The organism is Amycolatopsis xylanica (genome assembly GCF_900107045.1).
GTDB classification, from domain to species: domain Bacteria; phylum Actinomycetota; class Actinomycetes; order Mycobacteriales; family Pseudonocardiaceae; genus Amycolatopsis; species Amycolatopsis xylanica.
Genome location: NZ_FNON01000007.1, coordinates 557730 through 572942 on the forward strand (window position 1 = coordinate 557730; position 15213 = coordinate 572942).

At 69.7% G+C, this 15213-nt stretch carries 9 protein-coding genes; 6 read left to right on the plus strand and 3 right to left on the minus strand.

Annotated elements, in window-relative coordinates:
• Positions 1-9 precede the first annotated feature (9 nt).
• Positions 10-210, plus strand: a complete 201-nt coding sequence (locus tag BLV57_RS31600; protein ID WP_091295021.1) for a hypothetical protein — start codon at positions 10-12, stop codon at positions 208-210.
• 6 nt (positions 211-216) lie between these two features.
• Here the strand turns inward: BLV57_RS31600 and BLV57_RS31605 are convergent, their stop codons facing one another.
• Positions 217-1386, minus strand: coding sequence for a serine hydrolase domain-containing protein (locus BLV57_RS31605; RefSeq protein WP_091295023.1), 1170 nt, complete (start codon positions 1384-1386; stop codon positions 217-219).
• 171 nt (positions 1387-1557) lie between these two features.
• On the opposite strand from BLV57_RS31605, the gene BLV57_RS31610 reads away from it, so the two are divergent.
• The 4 genes from BLV57_RS31610 (at position 1558) to BLV57_RS31625 (ending at position 8924) form a co-directional block, all read left to right on the plus strand.
• Positions 1558-3924, plus strand: a complete 2367-nt coding sequence (locus tag BLV57_RS31610; RefSeq protein WP_091295026.1) for a GMC oxidoreductase — start codon at positions 1558-1560, stop codon at positions 3922-3924.
• Positions 3921-4892, plus strand: a complete 972-nt coding sequence (locus BLV57_RS31615; protein WP_218134909.1) for an alpha/beta hydrolase — start codon at positions 3921-3923, stop codon at positions 4890-4892. The genes BLV57_RS31610 and BLV57_RS31615 overlap by 4 nt, the downstream gene beginning before the upstream one ends.
• Before the next feature lie 2 nt (positions 4893-4894).
• Positions 4895-6118 (plus strand): cytochrome P450, encoded by a 1224-nt coding sequence (locus tag BLV57_RS31620; protein ID WP_176968891.1) that lies wholly within the window; start codon positions 4895-4897, stop codon positions 6116-6118.
• 97 nt (positions 6119-6215) lie between these two features.
• Positions 6216-8924 (plus strand): glycoside hydrolase family 2 protein, encoded by a 2709-nt coding sequence (locus BLV57_RS31625; RefSeq protein ID WP_091295031.1) that lies wholly within the window; start codon positions 6216-6218, stop codon positions 8922-8924.
• Between the two features lie 4 nt (positions 8925-8928).
• On the opposite strand, the gene BLV57_RS31630 is transcribed toward BLV57_RS31625, so the two are convergent.
• Entirely contained in the window at positions 8929-10206 is a 1278-nt protein-coding gene (locus tag BLV57_RS31630; RefSeq protein WP_091295034.1) for a hypothetical protein, read from the minus strand.
• A gap of 16 nt (positions 10207-10222) precedes the next feature.
• Positions 10223-11635, minus strand: a complete 1413-nt coding sequence (locus BLV57_RS31635) for a S8 family peptidase (protein WP_091295037.1) — start codon at positions 11633-11635, stop codon at positions 10223-10225.
• Positions 11636-11840: 205 nt separating this feature from the next.
• On the opposite strand from BLV57_RS31635, the gene BLV57_RS31640 reads away from it, so the two are divergent.
• Complete coding sequence (locus tag BLV57_RS31640) at positions 11841-14810, plus strand: AfsR/SARP family transcriptional regulator (RefSeq protein WP_143047192.1); 2970 nt, start codon at positions 11841-11843, stop codon at positions 14808-14810.
• Positions 14811-15213 lie beyond the last annotated feature (403 nt).

A 15213-nucleotide genomic window follows, 5' to 3' on the forward strand; every position in this document is an offset into this window, starting at 1 on the left:
AGGCCCCGGATGAACGCCAAGCGCAAGCTCACCGCCTCGATCCTCGGTTCGGTCATCGGCTTCGCCGCTTTGGTCACCACGCTCGCCCCCGCCACCCTCGCGCTCGGCACCGAAGGCCCCTCGGTCAGCATCGTCGCCGACGGCCCCACCGACTGCCCCGCGGACACCCACTGGAACGGCACCGAGTGCGTCAACGACACCCACTGGTGAACCGGCTCAGCGCAGGGCTTGCAGCACCAGCGCCTTGATCTGCTGGTGGTACCGGCTCTGGATCGCCGACGGGGTGTGCGCGAAAAAGGCCACCCCCAAGTCTTCGGCCGGATCGGCCCACCAGGTCGTGCCCGCCGCGCCAGGCCAGGTCACCTCGCCGGGGGAACCCGCGGCGACCCCGTCCCCGACCTCGCGGCGCACGGCCAGCGCCAGGCCGAAGCCGTGACGGGGGTTCCAGCCGGGCTTGTGCAACCGGGTCAGATCGGTGCCGGGTTCGAGCTGATCGGACAGCATGAACTCGACCGTCTTGCGGCCGAGCAGGCCATGGCCCTTGTCGAGCAGCACCCGCAGGAAACGCAGATAGTCCGGCACCGTGCTGACCAGACCGGCGCCACCCGAGTCGAAGCGCGCCTTCCCGAGATCGGGCAGGCTCTGCGGCTCGCCGGTCAGCGGATCATGGGGAAGCGGCTGGGCGAAGCGGTCCTTCTCGGACACACCGAACGTGGTGTCGCGCATACCCAGCGGCTCGAACACGGCGTGGCGCAGATAGTCACCGAGCCGTTCGCCGGTGAGCGACTCGATGATCAGGCCGATGAGGTCGAGGCCCCAGCCGTAGTGCCACAGCGCGCCGGGTTCGTGCAGCAGCGGGAGCGCGGCGAGGCGGTCGATGAACTCCTGGCCGGTCAGGTCGGTCATGCCGTCGCCCACCGCTTCGGCGTACAAGCGGTGCGTATCGGTGTCGCCCAGCAGGCCTTCGGGAAGCCCGGCGGTGTGCCGTAGCAAGTCCACAAGGGAGGGCTGACGAGTGGCGGGCCTGCTCGTCCCGTCCGCGCCCGCGACGAGCCGGTTCGCGAACTCGGGCAGGTAGGCGCCGACGGGCGTGTCGAGCGTCAGGCGGCCTTGTTCGTGCAACAGGAGCGCGCCGACCGCGGTGATCGGCTTGGTCATCGAGGCGATCCAGAACAGCGAGTCGGTGGTCATCGGGAGACCGCGAGCGCGGTCACGGTGACCGAATGCCTCGAGGAAGGCGAGGCGCCCGTCCCGCACGATGCCGAGCACCGCGCCCGGCATCCGGTCGGCCGCGATCTCGTCGCCGAGGAACCGCCCGATCCTCGCCAGCCTGGCCGGATCGAGGCCGACCTCGCGCGGATCGGCCCACTCGAACACTTCGTCCATTGTTCCCCCAGTCCGTCAGGTCCCCCTCCCGACCATAGCCACTTGACGGACAGTGTCGCACTGAGCGGAATTCGCTCCCGGAATATGATGTATCAGCATCCTTGGTCTTGAGCGCGCGGAACCGTCGTTCCTACAGTTCTGGCGAACTCCGGCGTTGACCGAGGGAGCATTGTGGACACCGAGAATCGCGAACACATCCACGCCGTGGTGGTCGGGTCGGGATTCGGCGGTTCGGTGGCCGCGTTCCGCCTGGCGGAAGCGGGCCGTTCGGTCGTGGTGCTCGAACGGGGACGCGCCTATCCGCCGGGGAGTTTTCCCCGCACCCCCGCGGAAATGTCCCGCAATTTCTGGGACCCGAAGGCCGGCATCTACGGCATGTTCGACGTGCTCAACTTCCGCAAGCTCCAGGCCGTGACCGGGAGCGGGCTCGGCGGCGGTTCCCTGCTCTACGCGGGCGTGTTGCTGCGCAAGGACGAAAAATGGTTCGTCGACGAGGAACCGTTGCCTGGCGGCGGCTACGAGGACTGGCCGGTGACCAGGGCGGACCTCGAAAAGCATTACGACGCCGTCGAAAAGATGCTGGCGCCGACGCCGATGCCGTTCGACCGGCCGGGTTATTCGGAAACGCCGAAAACGATCGCCATGCGCGACGCGGCACGCCGGATGGGCGCCGAATGGTCGCTTCCGCCACTCGGTATCACTTTTTCGGCGAAACCCGGGCTTCCGCCCGAGCCCGGCACGCGGATCGCCGAAGTGGAGTACAAGAACCTGCACGGCGCCGTCCGCCGGAGCTGCCGGATGTGCGGCGAGTGCAACATCGGCTGCAACGACGGCGCGAAGAACTCGCTCGACCACACCTACCTCTCCGCGGCGAAGGCCAAGGGCGCCGAGATCCGCACGTCCTCGGAGGTGGTCCGCATCGCGCCCCGTGCGCGCGGCGGCTACGAGGTCGACTACCTCGTGCACGACCCGGACGCCGGGCCCGCCGCGTTCAAGCACTCGAAGCAGCTGAGCTGCGATGTGCTCGTGCTGGGCGCGGGCACGTTCGGCACGGTCGGGCTGCTGCTGCGCAACCGCGCGAACTTCCCCGGCCTCAGCCGCGCGCTCGGCACCCGGTTCAGCGGCAACGGCGACGTGCTCGGCTTCATGCTGCGCGCGACCGAAGGCGGCCCGCGCACGCTCGCGGCCAGCCAGGGACCGGTGATCACCAGCTCGATCCGGTTCCCCGACGGCCTCGACGGCGTCGCCGGGCAGCGGGGCGGGTACGTGCAGGACGCCGGGTTCCCGCTGTTCGTCGACTGGCTCGTCGAAGGCAGCCGGGTGAGCAAGCTCGGGGCGCGGGCGGCCAGGTTCGTCGGCGACGCGCTCGCCGGGTCGCTCTCGCTCAGCCGCTCACCGCATTCCGGCGCGCGACTCTCCTCGCTGCTCGGTTGTGGCCTGCTTTCGGACACCTCGATGCCGTTGCTGGCCATGGGCCGCGAACGTCCCGAAGGCAGGCTGAGCCTCCGGCGCGGTGAGCTGGATCTGCGGTGGCGGCACGAAAGCTCCCGCGACTACTTCACGCTGGCCGGTGCGCGGATGCGCGCGATCGCCGAGAGCGACGGCGCCGAGTACCGCGACAACCCGATGGGCCGGGGCGGCCGGGTGGTCACCGTGCATCCACTCGGCGGCGCCCCGATGGCGGTCACCGAGCACGCCGGCGTGTGCGATCCGCACGGGCAGGTGTTCGGCTTCCCCGGGCTGTACATCGCCGACGGCAGCGTCATGCCGGGGTCGGTCGGGCCCAACCCGTCGCTGACGATCGCCGCGCTGGCCGACCGCCTCTGCGACCGGATGCTGGAGACGTCGCGGCCGGCATCAGGACAGGCACGGGCTCGGGCCGAAAAAGCGCCACCGCGCCCGTCCACTACCTCTGGCCTGCGGTTTCGCGAGAAGATGGTCGGCACCTACGCGCTCGGCGGGACCCGCTCGCAGGCGTTCACGCTCCGGCTGAGTGTCGAGATCCCCGACCTCGACGCCTTCCTCGCGGACCCGAAGCACCGCGCGGACGTCTCCGGCTGGGTCGACTGTTCGACGCTCGGCGGCAGGCAGGTCGTGCAGGGGACGCTCGAACTGCTCACGCGGCACGCCACCCCGGTCGGCGCCCGGATGTACTACCGGCTGAACACCGTCGGCCGCGACGGCGAGCCACGCGTCATCCTCGGCTGCAAGGACGTGCAGCGGCGCTCGGCGTGGGGGCTCTGGCGCGACACCACCCGGATGTGGGTGCGGGTGTATCGCGGCACGCTCGGCACCGTCGACTACGTGCACACCCGCCACCGCACCGCGCGGGTCCGCGTCCGCGTGCGCGACCTGCCGCGCATGGTCCGCACGTTCCAGGCCTTCGGGCCGCGCCGCTCGCGCACGATCCGCCGGTTCCTCGGCTTCTTCGCGGCACAGCTGCTCGGCGTCGCCAGGCAGGTGCCGAACGACCCCGATCCGGACTCGCCCGCCTTCCGGCTGGTCCGGATCAACGCACCCTGGAGGAAACGCCGGTGACCGTGCCCTTGATCGCGGGTGATGGGCTTCCGCTCAAGCTCACCCGGGTGATGGCCGAAAAGCCGCCACCGCGCGGGCCGGTGCTGCTCGTGCACGGCGCGGGCAACCGCGGCGCGACCTTCCGGCCGCCGCACCGGACCACGCTCGTCGACGCGCTGCTGGCCGAAGGCTGGGACGTCTGGCTGTTCGACTGGCGCGCCTCGAAGGAGGTCGGCCTCGTCGGCTGGACACTGGACCAGGCGGCGGAATTCGACCACCCGGCCGCCGTGGCCAAGGTGCTGGAGCTGACCGGCGCGGACGACGTCAAGATCATCGCCCACTGCGTCGGGTCGGCGTCGGTCGCGCTGTCCGCCGCCTCGGGGCGCCTGCCGGGCGTGAGCACGATCATCGGCAACGCGTTCACGCTGCATCCGGTCGTCCCGCCGGTGTCGACGGCCAAGTTGCGCGGCCTGGTCCCGATCGTCAGCACGCTCACCCGCGACGTCTCCCCCGCCTGGGGCGATGAACCGGACGGTTTACTGGCCCAGTTGATCCGTTTGGTGGTCCGAGCGACCCATCGTGAATGCCACAACGACGTCTGCCGGATGGCGAGCTTCATCTTCGGCGGCGGCCGGTCTTCCTTGTGGAACCACGAAAACCTCGACGAGGCCACCCACGACTGGCTGCGCGCCGAGTTCGGGCCGGTGCCGCTGACCTTCTTCCGCCAGATGGCCAAGGCGGCCGCGCGAGGACACTTCGGGAGTGTCTACACCGGACCGCCCGACGCCCGGTTCGTTCTGCTGACCGGCGAGCACAACCGCTGCTTCCTCCCGGAAAGCCAGCACCGCACCTTCGCGCACCTCGAGCGGCGGCAACCGGGGCGTCACGAGCTGCACGTCTTTCCCGGCTACGGCCACCTCGACGTCTTCATCGGCAAGAACGCGCACACGGACACCTTCCCGACGATCCTCGCTGAACTGGAGAAATGACCATGACCACTGCCGTGGACGTCGAGTCGACCCTGCTCACCCTGTTCAGCCCGGAAGGCCACGCGAACCCGTACCCGATCTACGACGCGCTCCGCGCCGCCGCGCCGGTGAGTTTCCACAGTGGACTGAACGTCTACTTCCTGACCCGCTACGCCGATGTCGAAACCCTGCTCGGCGGCGCCGATTTCCGGACCCCCGACGAGGACTGGGCCGATGAGCACAAACCGGGCTGGCGCGACCACCCCGCGTCGGTGTTCATGCACACTTCGGTCCTCTACCGGAACCCGCCGGACCACACGCGCCTGCGCAGGCTGGTGAGCAAGGCGTTCACCGCGCGCCGCGTCGAAGCGCTGCGTCCGCACATCGAAGCGGACGTCAAGCGGGTGCTGGACGCGCTCGAAGAAGCGGGCCGTGACGGCAAGGTGGTCGATTTCCAGGACATCGTCAGCTTCCCGCTCCCGGTCAGCGTGATCGGTGACCTGGTCGGGGTGCCCCAAGAGGACCAGGGCCAGTGGCGCTGGCTCGTCGACGACATGGCGAAGCTGTTCGACCCGGTGCTCGACGAGGAGACCCACGCCAAGGCCGACAAGGCGTGCGAAACGATCTTCGCCTACTTCTGGGAGCTGCTCGCCCAGCGTCGCGCCGAGCCCCAGGACGACCTGCTTTCGGCGCTGATCGCCACCCGCGACGGCACCGACGCGCTCACCGACGACGAGCTGGTCAACCTGGTCACCCTCATCTTCGGGGCCGGCTTCGAAACGACCACCGGCATGATCGGCAACGGCATCCACGCGCTGCTGTCCAATCCGGACCAGCTCGCTCTGCTCAAAGCCGACCCGAGCCTCGCCGCGGGCGCGGTCACCGAGGTGATCCGCTACGACGGTTCCGCGCAGATGGTGCTGCGGATCGCCGGGCGGGACACGAGCATCGCCGGCACCGACATCCCCGAGGGCGCGATCGTCACCGGTTTCCTCGGCGCGGCCAACCGTGACCCGGAGCGGTTCGAGGAGCCGGGGCGGTTCGACATCCGGCGGGCCGCGAACCGGCCACTGACCTTCGGCGGCGGCATCCACTTCTGCATGGGCTCGGCCGTGGCCAAGGTGCAAGGCGAGATCTTGTACAACGAGCTGTTCGCCCGGTTCCCCGGTTTCCGGCTGGCCGGGGAACCGCGGCGACGGTCAGTGCTCGCCATGCGTGGTTTCGATCACTTGCCGATCACTCTCTGATTGGTGACAAAATATCACTCAATAGTGCAAGCTAGTCCGGCAACAGTTACCCTCGGTGTATCCGCCGACACTGAGCAGAGTCACCCGAGGAGTTGGCATGCCCGCGAAACGACGGGCACCCTGGCTGGTCGCCATCTTGGTGTTGCCCTATCTGATGTCGGGGTCGACCCCGGTGCAGGCGGAGGAAGCCCCCTTCGACGCGGCGACGACCGCGGCGCCGGGCGAGGTGCAGACGATCCCCGCGTTCCGGCTGCAGTCGAGCGCGAAGGCCACCCAAGGTGGCACGAAAATCTCCACCCCGGCGTACGACGACTCGTCCTGGGTGCCGGTGCCCGCGCGGTCGACCGTCATGGGTGGCCTGATTTCGGCCGGTAAGTACCCGGACCTGAACTACTCGACCAACCTCAGGGACAAGGTCGACAAGGCCGACTTCACCGTCCCGTGGTGGTACCGCAAGACGTTCACCGCGAAACCGCAGGACGGCGTGCACACGTTCCTGCGGCTGCCGGGCGGCGTGATCCCGAGCGCGGAGATCTGGGTCAACGGCACCAAAGTGGCCGGGCCGGACAAGGTCGCGGGCGCGTACCCCGAACACGACTTCGACATCTCGCCGCTCCTGCGCTCCGGCGTCAACGCGCTGGCGATCAAGGCGTTCCCCGCCGACCTCTGCCTCAACCTCGACACCGACCCGTGCAAGCACCTGTCCATCGGCTTCCTCGACTGGAGCCAGCCGCCGCCGGACAACAGCATGGGCCTCTGGCGTGACGTCCAGCTCGCCGAGTCCGGCGCCGTCACCCTGCGGCACCCCCGGGTGCTCACCAGCCTCCAAGTGCCCGCGCTCACCTCGGCCGACCTCACGGTCCAGGCCGACCTGACCAACAACACCGCCGACCCGGTCACCACGACCGCGCGCGGCACGATCGGCACCATCTCGTTCAACCAGGACGTGCGGCTCGCTCCGCGCGAGACCAAGACCGTCACGTTCGCGCCCGAACAGTTCAGCCAGCTGCACGTGGCGAACCCCAAGGTCTGGTGGCCCGCGCAGATGGGCGGGCAGCCGATGTACCACCTGGCGCTCACCGTCTCCGTCGGCGGCAAGCTGTCGGACCAGGGCAAGGCCGACTTCGGCGTGCGGCGGGTCGAGTCGGCGATCAACCCGGAAGGCGATCGGTACTACGAGGTCAACGGCAAGCCGTTCCTCGTCCGCGGCGCCGGCTGGCAACCCGACCTCTTCCTGCGGAACAACCCGCAGCGGATGAAGGACGAGTTCGGCTACATGCGCGACCTCGGCCTGAACACGATCCGGCTCGAGGGCAAGGAAGAGAACGACGAGTTCTACCAGCTCGCGAATCAGATGGGCATCATGGTGCTGGCCGGCTGGGAGTGCTGCACCCGCTGGCAGGCCTATGTCGAAGACTACGATTGGTGGACGCCTGCCGACCTGGCGATCGCGAAGGCCTCGGCGACGACCGAAGGCCTGCGGCTGCGCAATCACCCGAGCGTCCTCGGTTTCTACGTCGGCAGCGACACCGCGCCGACCGAGCCGGTCGAGCGGGCGTACCTCGACGGGCTGGCCGCCTCCGGCTGGGACGCGCCGATCATCTCGTCGATCAACTGGCGTGCCAGCCCGGTGCTGGGCGAGTCCGGCAACAAGGGCTGGGGGCCGTACTGGTGGGTCCCGCCGAACTATTTCTACGGCGACCAGCGCGGTGGCGCGTTCGGCTTCGAGGCCGAGCACGGGCCCGGCCCGGCCATCCCCGACCTGACCGCGCTCAAGAAGATCCTGTCGCCCAAGGAACTGGAAAAGCTGTGGAAGGACGGGAAATCCGTCCAGTTCCACCTGTCGCCTTCGGACAACTTCGACACTCTCGCCGAGTTCCACAAGGCGATCGTCGAGCGCTACGGCGAACCACGCGACCTCACGGACTTCGTGATGAAGTCCCAGCTGGCGAACTACGAGGTCAACCGCGCGCAGTTCGAGGCGTTCGGCGTCAACCAGTCCAAGAGCGAGCACCCGGCGACCGGGACGATCTATTGGATGCTCAACAACGCGTGGCCGTCGCTGTTCTGGCATCTTTACGACTACTCGATGGCGCCGAGCGGCGGCTATTTCGGTGCCAAGAAGGCATTGCGGCCGCTGCACGTCCAGTACACCTACGACGACGGCATGGTCGCGCTGGTCAACACCGGGCTCACCGAGGTGCCTGGGCTGAGCATCCAGACCACCATCCTGGACGAGAACGGCGTCGCGCTGCACGACCAGACCACTCCGGCGACCGCACCGGCCAACGGCGCCGCGCGGCTGGTGGACGTTCCGCTGCCCGAAGGCGTCCCGACGACCTATTTCCTGCGGCTGCAGCTGCGTGACTCGGCGGGCAAGCTGCTCGACCGCAACGTCTATTGGCTCTCCACCAAGCCGGACACGGTCGACTACGAAGACCTGGGCTGGCGCACCAGCCCGCAGATCGACTACGCCGACTACACCGACCTCGAACGGATCCCGGAGCAGAAGGTGGACGTCAAGGCGGCCAGCAAGGCCACGGGCGACGACATCACCACCACGGTCACCATGACCAACCCGGGCTCGAAGGTCGCGTTCTTCCTGCGCGCGACCGTCACCAAGGGCTCGGCGGAGGACGAGGTCGCGCCCGCGGTCTGGAGCGACGACTACGTGACCATCTGGCCAGGTGAGTCGGTCACGCTGACCGCGCAGTACCGCCGGTCCGACCTCGGCGGCGCCACGCCGACGGTGAAGGTCGGCGGGGTCAACGTGGAGAATCTCCGGGTCACGGCGCCGATCAAATAGCCGATCAAGTAGCGGCCAGCGCCGAGAGCATCGCGTAGGCGACCTGCTGCCCGGTCACGTCCGAGTGCCCCATGATGAACGCGTCGGCACGCAGGTTGTTCGGCACGCCCGCGTGCCAGGTGTAGCCGCCACCGACGCCGAGCAGCTCGGCGAAGGCCGCGCCGGGTGTCTTGAGCGCGCCGTTGCGGCCGATGCCGCCGTAGACGCTGTTCGCGTCGCCGATGTCGGCCGCGATCTGGTTGGCGATCCGCGACGCGATGGCGTACGCGATGCCGACGCACAGGTCGTTGGCGGTGTGCGTGATGAGGATCGGTCCGCGCACGGTGCCGTCGGTCAGCACGTCGCGGAAGAACCCGGACTGCGCACCGGCGTCGTCGCTCCAGTCGTCGGCGAACCCGTAGTGCGAGAAAGCGGCCTGCAGCAAGGTCATCGTCGCGATCGAGCCGGTCGGCAACGGCTTGGCCGCCGCGCTGACCAGACGCCCGCCGAAGCTGTGCCCGGCGAGATGGATGCGCAGATCCGGCCGGTTCAGGTGGATCTGCGCGAGCACGGGTGCGACGCCCAGCTCGCCGATGATCCCCGCGCGAGCCTTCATCTCGTAGTAGCTCAGGAAATTGAGCAAGTTGGTCGCCGCACCGAATACGCCGCCGAGCAGGCCACCGAACCCGGCGGCGCCGCCGGGCGCGCCAGGAGGTGCCGGGAGCACCGGCACGGCGAGGCGGTCCATCAAAGTGCCACCCGGCACCTTGAACAGCTCTTCGGAGGCGTCCTCGCGGTCGGCGGCGCCGTGCGCGACGAGTGTCTTCAGCTTCTCCGCGAAATCCGCGCGCGCGGACGCCAGGTCGGATAACCGCGGCACGAGTGCGGCGACCTCGTCCAGCGTCCGCTGCGCTTCGGGATCGGGGAAAACCGCGCGGAGCTCTTCGATCTGGGTGGCGATGGTGTCCGGGTCGGCAGGCGACCCGGCCGCGGCGGCGGCCAGCTGGGGCAGCTCGAAACCGGCGAACATCCGCGACGGCCAGATGACGCCCGCGATGCCGAGGCGGCGCCCGGCGATCTCGGGCACGGTGGCCTGATCGAGGTTGACCCGTAGAGAACCGGCGAGCCCGCCATACAGCCTCCTGGCCGCGTCGATGTCGTTGTTCCAGCCATGGCTGAGCACCAGCAGATCGGTGAGGCCGGGATCGGCGGCAAGCCCGAGCACCGCGTTCGCGTCACCCACCAAGTGCGCGTCCTTGTCGAACTGGACCTCCGCGCTGGGGAATCCGAAAAGGTCGGCCACGACTGCTCCCTCCCGCTCACACCGATTGGATGGCCCGCATCAGGTCGAGCAGGCCATGCCCTTGGAACGCGGGCACCCGGCCCAGATCGGTCGCGGTGCCGGTGAAGATCCGCTTGATCTCGTCGGGGCGCCCGATGAACTCGCCCCTGATCGACAGGAACGCCGCGATCGCGCCGGAAACGTGCGCCGCGGCCATGCTCGTCCCGCTGTCCTCGACGTAGTGGACGGGCGGTCGCACCTCGGCCTTGGCCTCGACGCGGCCGCGGAGCTTGCCCGCGGCGCACGACAGGATCCGCTCGCCGGGCGCGACCAGGTCGGGTTTCGCGCGGCCGTCGCCGGTCGGTCCTTTCGACGAGAAGTACGAAACCCCGTACCGGTGCGGCATTTCGCGGTGCGTCGAGCCGACGGTGATGGCGGCCTCGGCGTTGCCGGGGTCGTTGATCGTCAGGTCCATGCCCGCGGCGACGGCGCCCTTCACAGCGTCCTGGTTGTAGCCGTAGCCGGTGTTCCCGGCCGCGACCACGACGACCACCCCGGACTTGACCAGCCGGGTGACCTCGACGCACAGCGGGCTTTCCCCGCAGGCGAACCACTGCGGGTCGAACGGGTACCCCACCGACAGGTTGACGCCCTGGATCTTGAGGTCGCGCCCGCCCGAGTTGACCCGCTGGATGTCCTGCAGCGCGGCGATGATCGCGCTCGTCTCGCCGTCGCCCCGCTCGTCGAGCACCTTGTAGCTGACCAGCTTGGCCAGCGGCGCGATCCCGGTCATGCGGTCGGCGTGGACGGGCAGGTAGTGCACGTCGTCGCCGGAATCGAGCTCGGCGCGCACCACGGTCCCGGAGCCCTGGCCCGCGATGATGCCCGCGACGTGCGTGCCGTGCCCGAACTCGTCGGTGAGCGGGCTGGCCGCCTTGGTGAAGTCCTTGTGCTCCACGGGAAGCGTGACGTCGAGCGAGTGGTCGAAGTGCGGGTGGCCGTGGTCGATGCCCGAATCGACGACCGCCCAGGTGATCCCGGCGCCCAGCGCGGAGAACACGGCGCGGGCCGCGTCGGCCTTCACCGTGGCGCACGACTTGTTGATCAGCGCCCTGACCTTGAAGTCGGGCCAGATCCGGTGGATCGCGCGGTGTTCGGCCGCCCGGTCGCGCCGGACGATCTCGAGCAGCGCCTCCGGGCTGAGCCAGGCGACCACGTACTGCCCGAGCTGCGCGGTGCGCGCCTCGTCGACCCCCTCGTCGGCCACGGAACCGACCAGCGCATGGATGGCGCGGGCAGCCGCTTCCCGCCCCTGGGGGTAAGCAAGGTTCAGGTCGATCACGACCCGATGCGGCGCCTCGGCGGCATCCATGCGCTGGAGCAACGGGACCGCGATGACCGAGCCGTAGAGCTCACGCGCGTGAAATCGCGCGCCCTCGGGCTCGGTCATCGCAGGGCCCCTCCCCACCTCGGTGTTCGCCGACTTTGTCGGCCGCCCACCGAGCGGTGTTACCTGGATCACACCAAGCGGTTCGCAAGTGTTATCCGGCCCGTCGATTCCCCCTGAGCGAGAACCCTGCACCAGCGACCGCCCAGATCGCGCCCAGATCGCGCCCCGAGATAACAGCGAGATCTCAGTACCCGATACTGAGCCGGTGGAGTTCCGCGTTCTGGGGCCGTTGGACGTCCGCGCCGTGGGGGGACCCGTCGAGCTGGGCGGCCCGAGACAGCGTGCGGTGCTCGCCGCGCTGCTGCTCAGGGCCAATGAGCTCGCCTCGGTCGAATACCTGACCGGAGCGGCGTGGGAGTCGCCGCCGGCGACGCCCGAATCGAACCTGCGCACCTACGTCTCCGGGCTGCGGCAGCGGCTCGCCCAGGCGGGTGATGATCCCGGCAGGCTGTCCACCCGGCCGGGTGGTTACGTGCTCCGGGTCGACCGGGGCGAGCTGGACCTCACCACCTTCACCGAGCTGACCGTCGCGGGCGAGACCGCGGCCGGGAGCCGGGAAGCCGCGAGCTGTTTCAGCCGGGCGCTGGGCCTGTGGCGCGGCCGCCCGCTCGAAGGGCTGCATGCCGGGCAAGCGCTTTCCGTCGAGGTGACCCGGCTGGAGGAACGCCGCCTCGCCGTCGTCGAAAAGCACCTGCGTGCCCGGCTCGACCTGGGTGAGCACGCGGACCTCATCGCCGAGCTGCGGCGCCTGGTCGCCGACCATCCGCTGCGCGAGGAGCTGTGGGGTCACCTGATGACCGCGCTGCACCGCTCCGGCCGCCGCGCCGACGCGCTCTCGGCGTACCAGGAACTGCGCCGTCTGCTCGACGACGAGCTCGGCGTCACGCCGGGCCGGTCACTGCGGCAGCTGCAGGCCCAGATCCTCGAAGACGACGCCCGCATCGCGCCGAAGCCCACCATCGGGCTGGTCCGCCAGCTGCCCCCGGCCATCAACCACTTCACCGGCAGGCGGCGGCAGCTGACCGAGATCGTCACCACGCTGACCGGCGAAGGCAAGGCCAGCCTGCCGATCGCGGCCGTCACCGGGCAGCCGGGCGCCGGCAAGAGCGCGCTCGCCATCAAGGCGGGCCACGAGCTCGCCCCGTCGTTCCCCGACGGCCAGCTGTTCATCGATCTGCTCGGCGCCGGCGCCCGCCCGCGCGACCCCGGCGACGTGCTCGCCCGGTTCCTGCGCGAGCTCGGCGTGCCGGGCGTCGACATCCCCGGCGCGACCGACGAGCGCGAGTCCGTGTTCCGCGCCAGGCTCGCGGGCAAGCGCGTGCTGATCGTGCTCGACAACGCCGCCGACGAGGCCCAGGTCCGGCCGCTGCTGCCGGGCAACCCGGACTGCGCGGTGGTCGTCACCTCGCGGCGCAGGCTGACCGGGCTCGACCTGAGCCTGCGCATCCAGCTCGGCGAGCTGGACCTCGACGACGCGGTCACCCTGCTGACCGACCTCGCGGGCTCCTCCCGCGAAACGCTCACCGCCCAGCGAATCGTGCGCTGCTGCGGGAACCTGCCGCTGGCCATCCGGATCATCGGCACCAAGCTGCGCACGCTGCCGCACCTGAGCGCGGAGACGATCGCGGACCGCCTCGAGGACGAGCGCCACCGGCTCGACGAGCTCGTCGGCGGCGACCGCGAGGTCAGGGCCGGCTTCCTGGTCAGCTACGAGCAGCTCCGGCCCGACGAGCGCCGCGCGTTCCGGCTGCTCGCGCTGCTGCCGGGCACCGACTTCGCCTCCTGGGCGGCGGCCGCCGTGCTCGGCACCGACCGCCGCACCGCGGAACGCCTGCTCGACGCGCTCGTCGAGGCGAACCTGGTCGAGGTCGGCAGCCCGCTGCGCTACCGCTTCCACGACCTGATCCGGCTGCTCGCCGAAGAGCGGATGACCGCGGAAACCTCGCCAGAAGCCCGCGAAGCCGCGCTCGACCGGGTCTTCGAGACCTACCTCCAAGTCGGCCAGCGAGCCGACGCGGCCTTGGACTTCGGCGGCCTGCACCAGTTCGAGGTGGCGCCGCCGTCCCCGGAAATCGACGCGCTGGCCACGGAATTCGCCCGTGACGCGCCCGCCTGGTTCGACGCGGAGCAGCACTGCCTCCTCGAAGCGGTCGAAATGGCGGCCGCCGAAGGACGCCCGGAGATCACCTGCCACCTGTCCGCGACCGTGGCCGCCTACCTGGAACTGCGGTCCCGCTGGGACGACCTGATCAGGGTCGCCGAGCTCAGCCTCGCGGCCTCGCGCCAGACCGGCGACATGTACTGGACGGCGTACGCCTACTTCGCGCTCGGCCTCGCCGCCCGCGACCAGCACGACGTCCAGTCCGCCCGCAAGCACTTCGGCCACTGCCTCGCCGCGCTGCCCGCCGCGAACGACCCGCGCCTGGAGATGGTCACACTCCTCGCGGTCGGCGTCGGCCAGCGGTACCAGGGTCACTACGACGCCTCCGCCGACTGCATCAAGGCCTGCCTGTCCAAGCTGTCCACAATGGACGAACCGCGCTGGGTCGCGTACGCCAAGCGCGAGCTGGGCATCCTGCACCGCTACCGCGGCGAATGGGCGGAAGCGCAGCAGTGCCTGCAGGAGGCGATCGACGAGTTCGTGCTGATCGCCGACCGCCGCTGGGAGGCCGCGTGCCTGCGCGAGCTCAGCGTGGTCCACCGCGAACTCGGCGAGCTCGACTCCGCGCTCCGGCTCGGGCACACCGGCCGCGACATGTTCCACGAACTCGGTGACGTCCGGCGCGAGGCGGCCGCCTGGCGTTCACTCGCCTACGCCTACCGCGCCCAAGGCGAGACCGGGACCGCGCAGGCTTGCTGCCGTCGCAGCACCGACCTGTTCGCGCTGACCCTGGACGCCCACGGCGCGGCCATCACCGAGGTCCTGCACGCGGAGTTCATCGCCGAGCAGGGCGACCACGCGCAGGCCCTGCACCATGTCCGGCACGCGCTTTCGGTGTTCCAGCAGCTGGGCGATCCCCGGTGGACCGGCAAGGCCCAGCTGAGCCTGGGGTCGCTGCTCAACGACGCGGGCCTGCTTGACCAAGCCCGCGAAGCCTGGCGCGACGCGCACACCACCCTGGTGAGCCTGGAAGCCGTCGAAGTGGCGGAGGCCGAAAAAGCGATCACCCGCTGACCCGGGGGTCGTGAGTGTTTAGACCGGTTAGAACCGGCCGCGCCACTCACGACCCCGGCTGTCACACGATGCGGAGCGCGGGCCGCGCGAAACCCGAGTTTCGGCCATTGGGTGGCCGAAACTCGGGTTTCGCGTACATCAACTTGCTCGGATGCCGCTGGTCGCGGCTCCGCGAGCGTCCACAAGGGACGAACGACGAACGCGGCGGGTCAACCCGAGCTGGGTGAGGGCCTCCCTCACCCAGCTCGGGGATCGCACGCGGGGTAGGTACGCCTGCGCGGAGGGGGTCGTGAGCGTTGCGGGCGGTTAGAGCCAGTCTTTGAACTTGTCTAGGTGGTCTTGGTCCGCTTTTCGCGGGTCAGGCGCCTGGTCATCATAGTGATCATGGAGAGGTTGATGAATG

Excerpts from the sequence above, each read along its gene's own strand:
- BLV57_RS31635 (WP_091295037.1), bottom strand. The coding sequence starts at position 11,635 with ATGACCGAGCCCGAGGGCGCGCGATTTCACGCGCGTGAGCTCTACGGC.
- BLV57_RS31605 (WP_091295023.1), bottom strand. The coding sequence starts at position 1,386 with ATGGACGAAGTGTTCGAGTGGGCCGATCCGCGCGAGGTCGGCCTCGAT.
- BLV57_RS31600 (WP_091295021.1), top strand. The coding sequence starts at position 10 with ATGAACGCCAAGCGCAAGCTCACCGCCTCGATCCTCGGTTCGGTCATC.
- BLV57_RS31625 (WP_091295031.1), top strand. The coding sequence starts at position 6,216 with ATGCCCGCGAAACGACGGGCACCCTGGCTGGTCGCCATCTTGGTGTTG.
- BLV57_RS31620 (WP_176968891.1), top strand. The coding sequence starts at position 4,895 with ATGACCACTGCCGTGGACGTCGAGTCGACCCTGCTCACCCTGTTCAGC.